Origin of the sequence: Bradyrhizobium sp. LTSP885 (assembly GCF_000938305.1) — a bacterium.
GTDB lineage: Bacteria > Pseudomonadota > Alphaproteobacteria > Rhizobiales > Xanthobacteraceae > Bradyrhizobium.
Genome location: NZ_JYMT01000042.1, coordinates 148,551 through 164,982, shown reverse-complemented (window position 1 = coordinate 164,982; position 16,432 = coordinate 148,551). Strand labels below are relative to the sequence as shown.

The following is a 16,432-nucleotide window of genomic DNA, read 5'->3' as shown; positions in this document are numbered from 1 at the left end:
TATCCACTTCGCTCGAAAACGCTCTAACGCCTGAACTTTGGTCTGATCAACTTCAGACCAAAGCCGGTGCCGTCGACGACGTGCCGTGCCCGATCTGCGGCGCGCGACCGATAGAAGTGAGCGCGGATTCGCGCCAGGACGATCCATCAAACGAAAGCTTGGAAAAGCAGCGCCCGATTTGTACGAGATCGAGCGCATTCTGCGGCGATAGAGCCCAGTTTTCCGTAATTTTACTGTTTACCTTGCCTTCATTCTCGTCCCTTACCCTTGCGCAGATAATTTAGTCATTGTTGCCGGACATCAACCGGCGCTGCTCGCTATTGGGGACGTAACAGTGGTCAAGCTGCTGGACGAACACGAACGCACGATGGCTTTTGCCGAAGTTGCGCTTGGCCAAATCCGCTCTCTTCGTCAGACCGCCGTGCCCCGCAACTACGAGATCTGGTATGTCTACGCGACCGGATACAACGCTCCCCTCAACAAGATCATCAACGAGACGCTGGCGCGCAGCGGCAAGCTGAGTGAATCCGATCTCGAGCAGATCTACGAAACCTACCTGTCGCACATCAAGACATCCGACCGTATCGACAAGGTCGGCGCCCGCGTCATCGGCGAGATCGACGCCGTGATGAAACTGATTACCGACGCGCTTGGCGTGTCCTCGACCTACGACGCAAGCCTCGTCGGCGCCAGCGACCGGCTTGCGACCGCAACAACCAGCGATCAGATCAAGGCGATCGTCGAGAGCCTGGCAAAGTCGACGCACGAGATGCGCGAGACCAATATGGCGCTGGAGAACCGGCTCGCGCTGTCGAAGTCCGAGATCAGCGATCTGCAGCACAGCCTGGAGGCGATTCGCGCAGAGAGCCTGACCGATCCGCTCACCGGCCTCGGCAACCGCAAATACTTCGACCGATCGATGGAGATGGCGGTGCAGAGCGCGCTTGCCAGCGGTGAACCGCTGTCGCTGCTGATGTTCGACATCGACCACTTCAAGTCGTTCAATGACTCCTACGGCCACCTCACCGGCGACCAGGTGCTGCGGCTGGTGGCGCAGTCGCTGAAACAGACCATCAAGGGCCAGGACATCACGGCCCGTTATGGCGGCGAGGAATTTGCGGTCGTGCTACCCAACACCGCGCTGCGCCAGGCGCTGACGGTCGCCGACCACATCCGCCGCGCCGTGATGGCCAAGGAACTGAAGAAGAAGTCCACCGGCGAGATCCTCGGCCGCGTCACCATCTCGGTCGGTGTCTCGATGCTGAAGCCGGGTGACGACACCGACTCGCTGATCGAGCGCGCCGATGCCTGCCTCTACGCCGCCAAGCGTGCCGGCCGCAACCGCGTGATCTGTGAAGCCGATCCGGAATACAACGCCGAGACGCAGAGCCGCGTGGCTTAGCCTCTACTCTCTCCACCGTCATTGCGAGCGAAGCGAAGTAATCCATGCATCCGCATATGCGGAGCCGATGGATTGCTTCGTCGCTGTCGCTCCTCGCAATGACGTGGAGGTATTTAGCCCCTCAAGATGAGGACCTTTTCGCTGCGGCCTTCTTGCGCGCAGTCTTCTTTTCCGCAGCCTTCTTCGCGGGAGTCTTGGCCTTCCGCGCTTTCGGACGCTTGCGCAACGTCGCGCGCTGGGCGGCGACCAGCGCCGACCGTGCCCAGACCGCAAGCTCCCCGGAATCGTCGAACAGCCGCGCCGGCAACTCCCAATACGAGTTCACGATCACCGTCTTCGATCGCGTCTGATACTGGAACGGCTTCGATCCCTCGGCCTCGAACTGCGGGATGGTCTCGTCGTCGGCACGAAAATAGAGGCCGGCGCGCAGGGCCAGCGCAAAGTTGGTGCCATCAGCGGAGATGCCGTAGCCGGAAAACATCCGGCGCAGCGTGACCGGGCCGAAATCGGCGAACAGGTCGATCAGGAATTCGCGGTCCATGCGCCCACCATCACGCACAAGGCCGGCATGGCAGCGGTCAAACCGTCGCCGGCTTTAGCTGCACCGACTCGCCGCAGCCGCAAGCCGAGACCTGGTTCGGGTTGTTGAACACGAACTGGGCCTGCATCTTGTCGGCCTTGTAGTCCATTTCGGTGCCGAGCAGGAACAGCACGGCCTTCGGCTCGACCAGGATCTTCACGCCCTTGTCCTCGACCACTTCGTCGGTCGGGCGGATATCGTGCGCGTATTCGACGGTGTAGGCCTGCCCGGCGCAGCCGCCATTCTTGATGCCGACGCGCAGGCCGACGATTTCGGAATCGGCGCGCTGGGTCAGCTCGGTGATGCGCTCCGCGGCGGCATCGGTCAGTCTCATGACCTGCGGACGGGGCCGCGGCTTCGGCTTGGCTGGCGTCGGAGAAGCTTGTGTCATGTCATTCATGTGGTCAGTCCCAGCGGCAAATCAATTGCCGGTTCTTGCCTAAAGCCTAAACCCGTTCCCCTAACGCATCACCACATATTAAGGACGAGGCGCGCCTCGTCCGACATGCGATCCGGCGTCCAGGCCGGGTCCCACACCAAATTGACGCTGACGATGCCGACGCCGGGAACGCTCGCCACCGCGTTCTCCACCATCGTCGGCAGCTCGCCGGCGGCCGGGCAGTTCGGCGTGGTCAGCGTCATCAGGACGTCGACGGAACGATCGTCCTTGAGATCGACCTTGTAGATCAGCCCGAGCTCATAGATGTCGGCCGGAATTTCCGGGTCGAACACCGTCTTCAGCGCGGCGACGATCTCGCCGCCCAGGCGCTCGGTCTCCTCCGCGGGCAGCGCCGAGGTGGTTTCCATGTTGGCAGTTTTGACTTCGGCCGTATCGGTCATGCGAACAATTCCCGCGCCTTGATCAGCGCCTGCACCAGATGGTCGACTTCTTCCCTGGTATTATACATCCCGAACGACGCCCGGCAGGTCGCCGTGACATTGAACCGCTCTAAAAGCGGCATCACGCAATGCGTGCCGGCACGCACCGCGATGCCCTGGCGGTCGATCACGGTCGCGACATCGTGGGGATGCGCGCCCTTCATCTCGAACGAGATCACCGGACCCTTGTTGCGGGCGGTGCCGATCAGCCGCAGCGAGTTGATCTCGCGGAGCTTCTCCTGGGCGTAGGTGAGCAGGTCGTGCTCGTGCGCGGCAATGCGCTCCTTGCCGATCGAATTGACGTAGTCGATGGCAGCACCAAGCCCGATCGCCTCGACGATCGGCGGCGTGCCGGCTTCGAATTTGTGCGGCGGATCACCATAGGTGACCCAATCCTTGGCGACCTCCCGGATCATCTCGCCGCCACCATTGAAGGGGCGCATCGCCACCAGATGCTCGTGCTTGGCATAGAGCGCGCCGATGCCGGTCGGCCCGTAGACCTTGTGGCCGGTGAAGGCGTAGAAATCGCAATCGAGGTCCTGCACGTCGACCGGCAGATGCACCGCGCCCTGGGCGCCGTCGACCAGCACCGGAATGCCGCGGGCATGCGCGATTCGGATGACCTCCTTGACCGGCACCAGCGTGCCGAGCGCGTTCGACATCTGGGTGATCGCGACGATCTTGGTGCGCGACGTCAGGAGCTTCTCGAACTCCTCGATCAGGAAATTGCCCTCGTCGTCGACTGGTGCCCACTTGATGACAGCGCCATGGCGTTCCCTGAGGAAGTGCCAAGGCACGATGTTGGAGTGGTGCTCCATGATCGAGAGCACAATCTCGTCGCCCTCTTTGATGTTCGGGCCGCCGAACGACGACGCCACCAAATTGATCGCCTCGGTGACGTTGCGGGTGAAGATGATCTCCTCGTTACGGCCCGCGTTGATGAATTTCGCCACCTTGTCGCGCGCGCCCTCGTAGGCCTCGGTCGCGGCATTGGCGAGGTAATGCAGGCCGCGATGCACGTTGGCGTATTCGCTCTTGTAGGCCTCGGTCATGCGGTCGAGCACCGCATTCGGCTTCTGCGCCGAGGCGGCATTGTCGAGATAGACCAGCGGCTTGCCGTAGACCTGCATGGCCAGCGCCGGAAAATCCTGCCGCACGCGGGCGACATCGTAGGCGCCGTTGCTGACTGCCGGATGCATGCTCACGCCCTCGCCTCCAGCCAGCGCCGCGCCGCCGCGATCGCAACCTCGCGCAAGGCGTCGCTCACAATCGTTTCGATCGCCTCGCCGACGAAGGCCTGGATCAGGAGCGCCTGGGCCTCCTTCTCCGGCAGCCCGCGGGCGCGCATGTAGAACAGCAGGCTCTCGTCGAGCGCGCCGGTGGTCGCGCCATGGCCGCAGGTGACGTCGTCGGCGAAAATCTCGAGCTCCGGCTTGTTGTCGGCTTCCGCCTCGTCGGAGAGTAGCAGCGCGCGGGTCATCATCTTGGCGTCGGTCTTCTGGGCGTCGGGGCGGACGATGATGCGGCCCTGGAACACGGAATGCGCGCGGTCATCGACGACGGCGCGGAAGATCTCGCGGCTGTCGCAATGCGGCACCGCGTGATCCATGAACAACGTGGTGTCGGCGTGCTGCTTGCCGTTGATCAGATTGACGCCGTTGGTCTCGACCTTCGAGCCCTCGCCGGCGCACGTCACGGTGAGCTGGTAGCGGCTGAGATGAGCGCCCGTGGTCATGGCGAACGTGTTGAAATGCGCATGCGCGCCAAGCGTGATCGTGGCTGAGGAAATATTGAAAGCGTCGCTGCCGTCCTCGACGAGTCTGATATGATCGAGCCGCGCATTGTCGCCGATCGCAACGATCAGCCCGTCATGGGCCTGGTAGGCCTTGGTACCTTCGGCGGCGAAATAACTTTCCACCAGCGTCGCGCCGGTGTCGCGGCCGAGCCGGAGCAGCGAACGCGTGAACATCGCGGCCGGCGCGGCGCTCGACGCCACGTGCACGATATGCAACGGCTTGGTCAGCACCGTCCCGTCAGCGATCTCGATGACGACGCCATCGGTTGCCATCGCGCCGTTCAGCGCGATCATGGGATTGGAATTGTCCGACGCGAAGGCCTGCGCCGAGAGCGTGCCGTCGCCGGCGTCCAGCACCTCGCGCAGTGGCCGGATGCTCAGCCCCTTGTCGAGATTGCCGAGATCGGAGAGATCAGGCGCGAAGGCGCCATCGACCAGCACCAGACGCCGCACGCCGTCGATCGCCTGCTTCTTCACGACGGCCGCTGCTCGGTTCAACGCGGCAACGTCCGGCGCCGGCGCAAGCGGCAGCACCTCGCGCATCAGCGCGCGCAAATCGGTGTATTTCCAGTCCTCGATCCGGCGATGCGGCAACCCTGCGCGCTCATAGGCCTCGAACGCCTGGCGCCGCTGGTCGGCGATCTTGCCCCCGCCCGGCAGACGGTCGCTTACGAGGGCGAATGCATCGCCCAGTGCGCGCCCAGTCTCGGTCTTTGCAACAACGTTCATCTCAATATCCGTACCTGTCAGGCGGCGTCTTCGAACTGCGCGTAACCGGACTCTTCCAGTTCCAGCGCCAGTTCCTTGCCGCCGCTTTTGACGACCCGGCCCTTCGACATCACGTGCACGACATCGGGCACGATGTAGTTGAGCAGCCGCTGATAGTGGGTGATCACGACCATCGCACGCTCCGGCGAGCGCAGCGCGTTGACGCCGTCGGCCGCGATCCGCAGCGCGTCGATATCGAGGCCGGAATCCATTTCGTCGAGGATGCAGACAGCCGGCTCGAACAGCGCCATCTGCAGGATCTCGTTGCGCTTCTTCTCGCCACCGGAGAAACCGACGTTGACGCCGCGTTTGAGCATGTCCTGCGGAATGCTCAGCGACTTGGCGACCTCGCGAACCTTCTTCAGGAACGCCGGCGACGACATCTCGTCCTCGCCGCGCGCCTTGCGCTGAGCGTTGAGCGCGGCATGCAGGAAGTTCCAGGTGGTGACGCCGGGAATCTCGACCGGATACTGGAACGCCAGGAACACGCCCTTCGCGGCGCGCTCATTGGGCGCCATTGCCAGCAGGTCCTCGCCCTTGAACAGGACCTGGCCGCCGGTGACTTCATAACCCGGCTTGCCGGCGATGACATGGGAGAGCGTCGACTTGCCGGAACCGTTCGGTCCCATGATCGCATGCACCTCGCCCGGATTCACCGTCAGCGACAGCCCATGGAGGATTTCACGTTCCTCGACGCGGACCTGCAGATCTTTCACTTCAAGCAATGACATCACATTCTTCCTGAGCATCATCCCGAGGCGCGTCATTCGCGACCCTTGGCGGGATGGATTTAACCAACCGAACCTTCAAGGCTGATCGAGATCAGCTTCTGCGCTTCCACCGCGAACTCCATCGGCAGTTGCTGCAGCACGTCCTTAACGAAGCCGTTGACGACGAGGCCGACGGCCTCTTCCTGCGAGAGGCCGCGCTGGACGCAGTAGAACAGCACGTCCTCGGATATCTTCGAGGTCGTCGCCTCATGCTCAAACGTCGCCGACGAATTCTTGGCTTCGACGTAGGGCACGGTGTGTGCGCCGCATTGGTCGCCGATCAAGAGCGAATCGCAGGCGGTGTAGTTGCGGGCGCCAGTGGCCTTGCGATGGGCGCTGACCAGGCCGCGATAGGTGTTCTGCGATTTGCCGGCGGCGATGCCCTTGGAGATGATCCGGCTCGACGTGTTCTTGCCGAGATGGATCATCTTGGTGCCGGAGTCGACCTGCTGGTAGCCGTTCGAGATTGCGATCGAGTAGAATTCGCCGCTCGAATTGTCACCGCGCAGGATGCAGCTCGGATATTTCCAGGTGATCGCAGAGCCGGTCTCGACCTGGGTCCAGGAGATCTTCGAGTTCCTGCCGCGGCAGTCGCCGCGCTTGGTGACGAAATTGTAGATGCCGCCCTTGCCCTCGGAGTTGCCCGGGTACCAGTTCTGCACCGTCGAATATTTGATCTCGGCGTCGTCATGCGTGACCAGCTCGACCACGGCAGCGTGCAGCTGGTTCTCATCGCGCTGCGGCGCGGTGCAGCCTTCGAGATAGGAGACGTAGGAGCCCTTGTCGGCGATGATCAGCGTGCGCTCGAACTGGCCGGTGTTGCGCTCGTTGATGCGGAAATAGGTCGAGAGCTCCATCGGGCAGCGCACACCCGGCGGCACGTAGACGAACGAGCCGTCGGAGAACACCGCCGAATTCAGCGTCGCGAAATAGTTGTCCGTGGTCGGCACCACCGTGCCGAGATATTTCTTCACCAGCTCGGGATGTTCGCGGATCGCTTCGGAGATCGGCATGAAGATCACGCCGGCGGCCTTCAATTCCTTCTGGAACGTGGTCGCAACCGAGACCGAGTCGAACACGGCGTCGACCGCGATTCTGCGTTCGCCTTCCGGACGCACGACGCCTTCAAGCACCTCGACTTCGCGCAGGGGAATGCCGAGCTTTTCGTAGGTCTTGAGGATGTCCGGATCGATCTCGTCAAGCGAGTTCACGGTCTTCTTCGGCTTCGGCGCCGAGTAGTAATAGAGATCCTGGTAATCGATCTTCGGATAGTGGACCCGCGCCCAGCTCGGCTCGGTCATGGTCAGCCAGCGGCGGAACGCCTCCAGGCGCCATTCCAGCATCCAGGCGGGCTCGTTCTTCTTTGCAGAGATGAACCGGACCGTGTCCTCCGACAGCCCCTTGGGGGCTTTGTCGGATTCGATCAGCGTCTCAAACCCATATCGATACTGGTCGACGTCGATGCGCCTGACGCGCTCGACCGTCTCTTGTACAGCAGGCATTCAATCCTCCGCTCGCGGTTTCAAGGACCGCGGTGGATGTTCCGAAAGTCTATTACGATGCTTCAGGGACGAAATCACGCGCTTAGAACTGTTCAAGCTGTGTTTCGTCGCTCTCCCTTAACTAGGGTATCGGCGAGCTTAAGCCAAGCCTTGAGGGCCAAATCGACGTCTGTCTCCGTGGTAGACCAGCCAAGACTGAGCCGCACCCCTCCCTGTGCCAGCTCTTGATGGTATCCCATTGCCTCCAGCACGTGAGATGGCTGAACTTTCCCCGACGAGCAGGCGGAACCGGAGGAGACCGCGACGCCGTTGAGATCGAATCCGATGACGGCGGTCTCGGCCTTCATCCCGGGGGTGGTGAAAAGAACGGTATTTGGTAACCTCTTCACCTCGTCGGAGAAGACGAGAAGACCCGGCGTCTGCCGCAGCCCATGCTCCAGTCGGTCCCGCAACCCCCGCATCCTGGCGGCATCGGCCTTCAACACCGCCATCGCCGCCTTGGCCGCCGCGCCAAACCCGGAAATCCCGGCGACGTTCTCGGTCCCGGCCCGGCGCCCCAGCTCCTGGCCACCGCCGCGCAACAGCGCCTCCAGCCCCTCTACGCCTTCGGCAAGGACAAGCGCCCCGACGCCCTTCGGACCGCCGATCTTGTGTGCCGACAGGGTCAGCAGGTCGGCCTGCGTCGTGCCGAGATCGAACGGGATCTTTCCGAACGCCTGGATGGCGTCGATATGCAGCAATCCGCCCGCCGCATGGACGATCCCGGCAATCTCAGCCACCGGCTGAATCGCGCCGGTCTCGTTGTTCGCCAGCATCACCGACACCAGCGCGGGCGGACCGTCGGCCAGTAGCGCGCGCAGATGGCCGAGATCGACCACGCCGGCGCGGGTCACATTGATGGTCCCGATCGCGTCAGCCGTAAACCGTCCGCCTGCCAGCACGGAGGCATGTTCGACGGCCGAGACCAGCAGCCGTGTCACCGGCGCGCTGGTGCCACGGCGCAGGCCCGGGGTCAGCGCCAGCGCATTGGCCTCGGTTCCCCCCGATGAAAACACCACATCCTGCGACCGGGCGCCGACGGCTTGTGCCATCGCAGCACGGGCGTCCTCGAGCAGCCGGCGCGCCTTGCGGCCCTCGCTATGCACCGATGACGGGTTGCCGCTTAGCTCCCAAGCAGCAACCATCGCCGCCTTCGCCTCGGGGCGAAGCGGCGTGGTGGCATTCCAGTCGAGATAGACGCGGTCGGTCATGCCCCCGTCTTAGCACCTTTCGCGAAACGTCCCATCACTCGGCGGGCTGATCGCGTGTGGTCAGCAGCACCGGACGCGAGGCCAGTTTCAGGCCGAACAGCGGCCGCAGGATATTGACGCGCCGGATGATCTCATAGGCCAGCGCACAGGTCGCAGCCGTCCCCGCAATCACGATCGAGGCCTCAAGCCAGGCCGGCAGGTCCTGTCCCCGCAGCGCGTGAGCAATCACGATGATCGCGGTCTGATGCACGATGTAGTACGGGAAGATCGCGTCGGTCAGGTAGCAGCGCGGGGCCGTGTCAGCCGTGAGCCAGCGTCTGGCGAAGCCGAGCACGGCCACGATGCAGAACCACTGATAGCAGCCATAGCCGAAGCCGGCATAGATATTCAGCGGCAGTCCGCCGTGCCAGATTTGATCGGGTACAATCCGCAAGCTGAGGCGCCTCGCCACCGCGTCGGTCGCGCATCGCCGGCCTTTCTCCCCGACTATCAATAAGTTATGGCAGCATCGCGATTTGCCTGCGGGAGCTGACAGGCGCACAAAATCCTTGATTTTTGCCCCACCGCTCATGTTAGAAGGCGGCCTCAACGTTTGACTGCGCCCCGCGGGGCATCGTCCAACCGACGCCGATCACCCTTTCGATGAGCCGCTTTGTCTGCCGAAGCTGATGAAGTCAGCCCACATCCGGTTGATGCGTATGGATCAATCGAGGGATCAATAAGGGATCACGATGCCTGAAGTCATTTTCACCGGCCCTGCTGGCCGCCTCGAAGGCCGTTACCATCCGGCCAAGCAGAAGAACGCGCCGATCGCGATGATCCTGCATCCGCATCCACAGTTCCACGGCACGATGAACCACCAGATCGTCTACCAGTGCTACTATGCGTTCGCGCATCGCGGCTTCTCGGTGCTGCGCTTCAACTTCCGCGGCGTCGGCCGCAGCCAGGGCTCGTTCGATCACGGCACCGGCGAATTGTCTGACGCGGCAAGCGCGCTCGACTGGGCGCAGGCGATCAACCCTGAAGCACGCGCCTGCTGGGTCGCGGGCTTCTCGTTCGGCGCCTGGATCGGCATGCAGCTGCTGATGCGCCGGCCCGAGGTCGAGGGCTTCATCTCGATCGCGCCGCCGGCCAATCTCTACGACTTCTCGTTCCTCGCGCCCTGTCCGTCGTCGGGCCTGATCGTGCATGGCGACAAGGATGCCGTGGTGCCGCCCAAGGACGTCAACACGCTGGTCGAGAAGCTGAAGACGCAGAAGGGCATCGTGATCGATCAGCAGGTCATCCCCGGCGCCAACCACTTCTTCGACGGCAAGCTCGAGCCGCTGATGGAAACCGTGACCGGCTATCTCGACATGCGCCTCGCCAACGTGCGTTGACGCGGACACAGTCCCGTAGCCCGCATGAGCGAGGCAACATGCGGGTCGCAACGAGTAAGATCCCGGATATCGCTTCGCTCATCCGGGCTACGAAGTAAGGCTCGCTACGCGGCGAGTTTCAGCAGATGCGCGTCGTATCGCACGAGGAACGCACGCAGCAGGCCCGGGTAATCGGGCGAAACGGCGTTGCGCACGCTCGGCCGCTGCGCCAGCGCCACGCGCCATGCCCGCAGCTTCGGCGTGTCGGCGAAGACAGCGAGATCGGTCAGTTCGTCGAACACGTCGAAATAACGGAAGATCGGCGCGAACACCGCATCGACCAGGCTGAAATTCTGGCCGGCGAAGAACGGGCCTGCGCCCAGCGCCGCCTCGACCCGCGCGAATTTCGCCGCGACCGCCTGCCGCTTGCTCTCGAACATCGCGGCGTCGGTGGTGGTTTCGAGTCCCCAGAGATCGCCGAGGATGGCCGAGCCGAACTCCATCCAGGCGCGATGCTCGGCGCGAACCAGTGCATCCTGCGGGTGCAGCCGGGCGCCTCCTTGCGTCTCCTCGATGTATTCACAGATCACGTTGCTCTCGAACAGCGCGACCTCCCTGCCGTCATCATCAGTCACGACCAGCACCGGCACCTTGCCGAGCGGCGAGATCTTGAGGAACCAGTCCGGCTTGTTGGCGAGATCGATGTCGATCCGCTCGAACGGCACGCCCTTTTCGAGCAGCGCGATGACAGCGCGTTGCACGTAGGGGCAAAGCTTGTGGCTGATCAGCTTCAGGGCGGCCATCGCAAACCTCACGTTTAATGCACTTGCATCTAATTACATGCAACTGCATTAAATCGTCAAGATCGATGCATCTGCATCCCAATCACGGCCGCGCGATGACGCCCCCGGTCATCGGCATCGGCACCCCCGTGGTGGCGGGGTAGCTGAGCGGCAGGCCCTTGAGGCCACGCGCGGCCAGGAAGCCGAAGGCCTGGGCCTCGATCGCATCGGACGCCCAACCCACCGTTCCGGCGGGCTCGACGGTCGCAGGCTGCAGCCGCTCGCGCAGCATCCGCAGCATCGTGAGATTGGAGGCGCCGCCGCCGGCGACGATCCAGCTCTTCGGCGGTTTCGGCAGCAGCGGCACGATGCGGGCGATCGCGGACGCGGTGAAGGCGGTCAACGTCGCCGCGCCGTCGGCTGGTGCGATCGCGCCGAGCCTGAGGCTCGCGAAATCATTGCGGTCGAGCGATTTCGGCGGCGGCAGCGCAAAGAACGGCAGCGTCAGGGCCTGCGCGATCCAGGCCTCGTCCGGCCGGCCTTGGGCTGCGAAGCGGCCCTCGGTGTCGAATGGCTGATGCATCTCGCGGAACATGAAGTCGTCGAGCAGCGCATTGCCGGGTCCGGTGTCGCAGGCGATCAGCGTGTCCGTGCCGTCGATATAGGTGATGTTGGAGACGCCGCCGATATTGACCACGACGATCGGCCCTTCGCGATGCAGCGATTGCGCCAGCGCGCGGTGATAGACCGGCACGAACGGCGCGCCCTGCCCGCCGGCGTCGACGTCGGCAGCACGGAAATCATGCATCACCGGAATGTGGATCGCCTTCGCAAGCGCCGGACCATCTCCGATCTGTACCGTGAGCTTCCGCTCCGGGCGGTGCAGCACGGTCTGGCCGTGGAACCCGACGATATCGATATCCTGGCAGGAGATCCGGTGCTGGACGATGAAGTTGGCGACCGCCTCGGCATGGGCGATGGTGACGACATGCTCGGCCTGCCGCAGGATTCCCGGACGCGCGTCGCGTTGCGGCAGATGAACGGCCTCGGTGAGTGCTTGCCGCAGCAGGCTGCGCTCGCCATCGGTATAGGGCCGGTAACCCGACGGCCCGAACGCCTTGACCTGGCGCCCATCGGTCTCGATCAGCGCGACGTCGACCCCGTCGAGCGAGGTCCCGCTCATGAGTCCAAGTGCCGTCAGCATCATTGAAGGTCAAGCTCCGGCCGGAACCGCCGGCTTGTATCAAACAAGTACATCCTATAATGCCACAGCGCGTCCGGCTGCGGCAGCCTTTGCGCCAAGGTTCCGCAAATAGATGCAAAAACCGTAAAACAAGAATGATCTGAGTCGCAGAGAAATGACGGCATTTAAATCGGATTTCCTGAATACTTTACAGGAACGCGGCTTCATTCACCAGTGCTCCGATTTCGAGGGGCTCGACGCGCTTGCCGCGAAGGGCGAAGCGACCGCCTATGTTGGCTACGACTGCACCGCGCCGTCGCTGCACATCGGCAACTTCCTCTCCATGATGATGCTGTACTGGCTGCAGCAGAGCGGCAACAAGCCGATCACCCTGATGGGCGGCGGCACCACCATGGTCGGCGATCCCTCAGGCAAGGACGAGACGCGCGCGATCCGCACCGTGGCGGAAATCGAAGCCAACAAGGCGTCGATCCGCGGCGTGTTCGCCAAGGTGCTGCGTTACGGCGACGGGCATTCCGATGCGGTGATGCTCGACAATGCCGAATGGCTGACGAAATTGAACTGGATCGAGATGCTGCGCGATATCGGCCGGCACTTCTCGGTCAACCGCATGCTGACGATGGATTCGGTGCGGCTCCGGCTCGAGCGCGAGCAGGAGATGAGCTTCATCGAGTTCAACTACATGGTCTGCCAGGCGTACGACTACGTCGAGCTGTCGCGCCGCGTCGGCTGCCGGCTGCAGATGGGCGGCTCCGACCAGTGGGGCAATATCGTCAACGGCGTCGATCTCGGCCGCCGCATGGGCACGCCGCAATTGTTCGCGCTGACCACGCCGCTGCTCACCACCGCCTCCGGCGACAAGATGGGCAAGACGGCGAAGGGCGCGGTGTGGCTCAACGCCGACCAGTTCTCGCCCTACGATTTCTGGCAATATTGGCGCAACGCCGAGGACGCCGACGTCGTCAAATTCCTCAAGCTGTTCACGATCCTGCCGATCGGCGAAATCAACAAGCTTGCGGCGCTCGGGGGCAGCGAGATCAACGAGGCCAAGAAGGTGCTGGCGACAGAGGCGACCGCCCTGCTCCACGGCCGCGATGCGGCCAATGAAGCCGCCGAGACCGCGCGCCGCACGTTTGAGGAAGGCGCAGCAGCGGAGACGCTACCGACGGAGCTCATACCGGAGCACGAGCAAAAGTTCTTCTACGGATCCGAGGGGCTTTCTGTCATTATTGCTGTGCAACTGACCAAGCTTGTTCGGTCCAACGGCGAGGCTCGACGTCTGATCGAATCCCGCGGCGTGAAAATTAATGATGAGCCGGTGGTTAGCATCATGCATATGCTCACCCCGGAAGACCTGAGGGATGGCGCAATCAAAGTGTCCCTCGGCAAGAAGCGCCACGTCCTGCTCAAGCCTGCATAGGCGCATTCGCATTTGTCGGTTGTAGGGCGCGCCGAAAACGCGCTCCCTACGAGCGCGATCAGCAAAAGTGGCCTTCCGGTTTTGCGTCCGATCGCGCTCAAGAATAAGCGTCGATGGATCAGAACACACCACGGGACGAAGCGTTCACGACACCGCGCGAGCCAGTGCACGTCGCGTTGAGCGTGCTGGCGCTTTGCTTCGCGCTCGCGGTGATCGGCCGCGGCCTCAGCGACAGCTTTACTGTCTTCCTCAAGCCGATCTCGGAAAATTTCGGCTGGGATCGGGCACAAGTTGTTTCGGTCTATTCCTTGACCTGGCTTGCGAGCGGCCTGACCGCGCCATTTGTCGGCCGCCTGTTCGATCGTTCCGGGCCACGCATCGTCTTTGCGCTTGGATTGTCGTTGCTCGGCGGCGCATTCCTGGTCGCAGCGCATGCGCAAGCGCTGTGGCAATTCCAGCTCAGCATCGGTCTTTGCGTCGGTCTCGGCACTGCGCTGATCGGCAATGTGCCGAATTCGATCCTGCTCGGCCGCTGGTTTGGGCCACGGCTGCCGACCGCGATGGCGGTGATCTATTCGGCCGCGGGCACCGGCGTCCTGGTGCTGCTGCCGATGTCGCAAGTGCTGATCGACCGCTTCGGTTGGCGCAACGCCTATTTCTCGTTCGGCGCGGTCGCGCTCTGCCTCTTGCCGCCTCTGCTGCTGTTGCCCTGGCGGCGGCTCGCCAACGGCTCGCCGCATGTCGTCAGGAAAACCAATACGACGGCGATCGAGACGGAATGGACGCTGCTCGGCGCGATGCGCCACCACACCTTCTGGGCGCTTTTCTGCACCTTTTTCTTCACGGCGGTCGCAATGTACGCGCTTACCGCGCAGATCGTGGCCTACCTGATCGACGCCGGCTTCTCGCCGCTGACGGCAGCGACCGCGTGGGGATTTTCCGGCATCGCCACGATCATCGGCATGCTCGGCGTGACCACGCTCGACGGCATCATCGGCCGCCGGCCGTCGGTGCTGTTCAGCTACGGTGTCTCGATCGCCGGCATCATCCTGCTGTGGCTGCTGCAATGGCATCCAAACTACTGGCTGCTCACCGGCTTCGTCATCTGCTTCGGCAGCATGATCGGCTCACGCGGTCCGCTAATCACCGCGACCGCGCTGAAGATCTTCCGCGGCGAACGCGTCGGCACGATCTACGGCACGATCTCGATCGGCAGTGGGTTGGGCTCGGCGCTCGGCTCCTGGGGCGGCGGCCTGCTCCACGACTGGACCCACAGCTACAATCCGCTGATGGCGTTCGCGCTTGTCAACGTGGTGCTCGGAATGATCCCGTTCCTGGTGGTGCCGGCGCTGCGGCGGTAGAGGATTCAAAGAGTCAGTTCATACCGCACGATTTGAGGCCCAAGTTTGGGCGCTTGAACCACGTCTAAACCGATGCCTTCAAACGGCAATTTGCGGAATAGTTGAATTCCGATAGGCCACCTCGGCTTCTTCAATTCGCGCTCGCACCGCCCTTGCAATCAGATTAACCACTCGACGACGAGAGCGAGCCTGACCGCGATGGACCAAATTCCGAGAAGTGAGCCTCAGATCAAACGGGCGTTACCGATCAGTAGGTCGACGGATCCGGTGAATCCGTTGGCTTCGCGAAGGCCCGCTTCATCGCCGGGCTCATCGGGATATCCAGATTGACGCTCTTGGGCGGGATCGGCTGGGTGAACCATTTGTCGTAGAGCGCCGCAATCTCGGGACTCTGATAAAGGCTTGCGGTCGCGGCATCGGCAACAGCCTTGAACGCCGTATCATCCTTACGCAGCATGATTCCATACGGCTCGGGCTTGGAGAACGCGTCCTCCGAGATCACGTAAGCCTTTGGATCCTTCGCGTTGGCAATCAGGCCCGCGAGCACGATGTCGTCCTGGACAAAGGCCACCGCCCTGTCGGTCTCGACCATAAGGAACGCTTCGGCTTGATCCTGAGCCGGGATGATCCTCATCCCCAGATTCAATCTGCTATTGAATTCGAGCGCCTGCTTGATGTTGGTCGAGCCGGCCGGTGAGACGATCGTCTTGCCCTTGAGGTCGCTGATCGAGCTGATCTTCGATTCGACCTTTGAGACGAAACGGCTTGCCGTCAAAAAATGCGTATTGGTGTACCAGACCTGCTGTTGCCGCTCGGCGTTGTTGGTGGTGTTGCCGCATTCGAGGTCGATCGTGCCGTTGGCCAATAGCGGAATGCGCGCCGAAGCGGTCACCAGCTGATACCGCACTTCGAGTTTGTCCAACTTCAATTCGCGTTTCACCGCGTCGACGATCTTGGCGCAGATGTCAATGGCGAAGCCGACCGGCTGCCGTTTGTCGTCGAAGTAGGAGAACGGCACCGACGCCTCGCGGTGTCCGATGGTGATATATCCGAGTTCCTTCACCTTCGCGAGCGTGCCCGTGAGTTCGTCCGCCATTGCGGTTGCCTGGCCCGAAAGAAGCGTTGCCAGCGTCAGCGCCAAGAAGAGGTCTTTCCGCACGGGATTCTCCATCGTCAATTGCTGTTCACAGCAATGCTTCGCAATATTGGATAGTTTGGTCGTCGAAAGGATCGGCGGCGGTATCGAATAGGTGCGTTGGAGCCCGCTTGTAGCAAGAACCGGACCAGCCCCCAGCTCTGAGGAAGTTCGCTGATCAGAGTGGACCGGAAATCATTAGCTGAGCACCAGATCGGCGCTTTTG

At 62.6% G+C, this 16,432-nt stretch carries 16 protein-coding genes; 4 read left to right on the top strand and 12 right to left on the bottom strand.

The genetic code is table 11. The features are described 5' to 3' along the window. Positions 1-334: 334 nt before the first annotated feature. A complete protein-coding gene (locus UP09_RS29785) occupies positions 335-1,402 on the top strand; it encodes a GGDEF domain-containing protein (RefSeq protein WP_044541924.1) in 1,068 nt (355 codons plus the stop codon). A 121-nt stretch (positions 1,403-1,523) separates the two neighbouring features. Here UP09_RS29785 and UP09_RS29780 read toward each other — a convergent pair whose 3' ends face one another. The 9 genes from UP09_RS29780 to UP09_RS29740 all read right to left on the bottom strand — a co-directional run bounded on the left by UP09_RS29780 (position 1,524) and on the right by UP09_RS29740 (position 9,379). Continuing rightward, positions 1,524-1,943 carry a TfoX/Sxy family protein gene (locus UP09_RS29780; RefSeq protein WP_044541923.1) on the bottom strand — a complete coding sequence of 140 codons (420 nt, stop codon included), beginning with the start codon at positions 1,941-1,943 and terminating at the stop codon, positions 1,524-1,526. A gap of 37 nt (positions 1,944-1,980) precedes the next feature. Beyond that, positions 1,981-2,373, bottom strand: coding sequence for a HesB/IscA family protein (locus tag UP09_RS29775; RefSeq protein WP_044542645.1), 393 nt, complete (start codon positions 2,371-2,373; stop codon positions 1,981-1,983). Positions 2,374-2,450: 77 nt separating this feature from the next. Further along, complete coding sequence (locus UP09_RS29770) at positions 2,451-2,822, bottom strand: SUF system Fe-S cluster assembly protein (RefSeq protein ID WP_044541922.1); 372 nt, start codon at positions 2,820-2,822, stop codon at positions 2,451-2,453. Further along, positions 2,819-4,066, bottom strand: coding sequence for a cysteine desulfurase (locus tag UP09_RS29765; protein ID WP_156164842.1), 1,248 nt, complete (start codon positions 4,064-4,066; stop codon positions 2,819-2,821). Before UP09_RS29765 ends, UP09_RS29770 begins: the two co-directional genes overlap by 4 nt. Then, entirely contained in the window at positions 4,063-5,385 is a 1,323-nt protein-coding gene (gene sufD / locus UP09_RS29760) for a Fe-S cluster assembly protein SufD (protein ID WP_044541921.1), read from the bottom strand. Before sufD ends, UP09_RS29765 begins: the two co-directional genes overlap by 4 nt. Before the next feature lie 17 nt (positions 5,386-5,402). Next, positions 5,403-6,155 (bottom strand): Fe-S cluster assembly ATPase SufC, encoded by a 753-nt coding sequence (sufC, locus tag UP09_RS29755; protein WP_044542643.1) that lies wholly within the window; start codon positions 6,153-6,155, stop codon positions 5,403-5,405. Positions 6,156-6,214: 59 nt separating this feature from the next. Continuing rightward, on the bottom strand, positions 6,215-7,696 hold the full coding sequence (gene sufB, locus UP09_RS29750; RefSeq protein WP_044541920.1) for a Fe-S cluster assembly protein SufB: 1,482 nt from the start codon (positions 7,694-7,696) through the stop codon (positions 6,215-6,217). 92 nt (positions 7,697-7,788) lie between these two features. Next, positions 7,789-8,946 (bottom strand): cysteine desulfurase family protein, encoded by a 1,158-nt coding sequence (locus tag UP09_RS29745; RefSeq protein WP_044541919.1) that lies wholly within the window; start codon positions 8,944-8,946, stop codon positions 7,789-7,791. A 34-nt stretch (positions 8,947-8,980) separates the two neighbouring features. Beyond that, on the bottom strand, positions 8,981-9,379 hold the full coding sequence (locus tag UP09_RS29740; RefSeq protein ID WP_156164841.1) for an acyltransferase family protein: 399 nt from the start codon (positions 9,377-9,379) through the stop codon (positions 8,981-8,983). Between the two features lie 298 nt (positions 9,380-9,677). On the opposite strand from UP09_RS29740, the gene UP09_RS29735 reads away from it, so the two are divergent. Next, positions 9,678-10,325 carry an alpha/beta hydrolase gene (locus UP09_RS29735; RefSeq protein WP_016843213.1) on the top strand — a complete coding sequence of 216 codons (648 nt, stop codon included), beginning with the start codon at positions 9,678-9,680 and terminating at the stop codon, positions 10,323-10,325. Positions 10,326-10,429: 104 nt separating this feature from the next. Here UP09_RS29735 and UP09_RS29730 read toward each other — a convergent pair whose 3' ends face one another. Together UP09_RS29730 and UP09_RS29725 are read right to left on the bottom strand one after the other, a co-directional pair. After that, complete coding sequence (locus tag UP09_RS29730; RefSeq protein ID WP_044541917.1) at positions 10,430-11,107, bottom strand: glutathione S-transferase family protein; 678 nt, start codon at positions 11,105-11,107, stop codon at positions 10,430-10,432. Positions 11,108-11,189: 82 nt separating this feature from the next. Next, positions 11,190-12,293: an anhydro-N-acetylmuramic acid kinase gene (locus tag UP09_RS29725; RefSeq protein ID WP_044541916.1), complete on the bottom strand. Its 1,104-nt coding sequence runs from the start codon at positions 12,291-12,293 to the stop codon at positions 11,190-11,192. A 151-nt stretch (positions 12,294-12,444) separates the two neighbouring features. Here UP09_RS29725 and tyrS point away from each other — a divergent pair, with 151 nt between their 5' ends. Next, on the top strand, positions 12,445-13,710 hold the full coding sequence (tyrS, locus tag UP09_RS29720; protein WP_044541915.1) for a tyrosine--tRNA ligase: 1,266 nt from the start codon (positions 12,445-12,447) through the stop codon (positions 13,708-13,710). Between the two features lie 113 nt (positions 13,711-13,823). Further along, a complete protein-coding gene (locus UP09_RS29715; RefSeq protein WP_044541914.1) occupies positions 13,824-15,071 on the top strand; it encodes an MFS transporter in 1,248 nt (415 codons plus the stop codon). A gap of 247 nt (positions 15,072-15,318) precedes the next feature. Here UP09_RS29715 and UP09_RS29710 read toward each other — a convergent pair whose 3' ends face one another. Then, positions 15,319-16,167, bottom strand: a complete 849-nt coding sequence (locus UP09_RS29710; protein WP_245302327.1) for an amino acid ABC transporter substrate-binding protein — start codon at positions 16,165-16,167, stop codon at positions 15,319-15,321. Positions 16,168-16,432 lie beyond the last annotated feature (265 nt).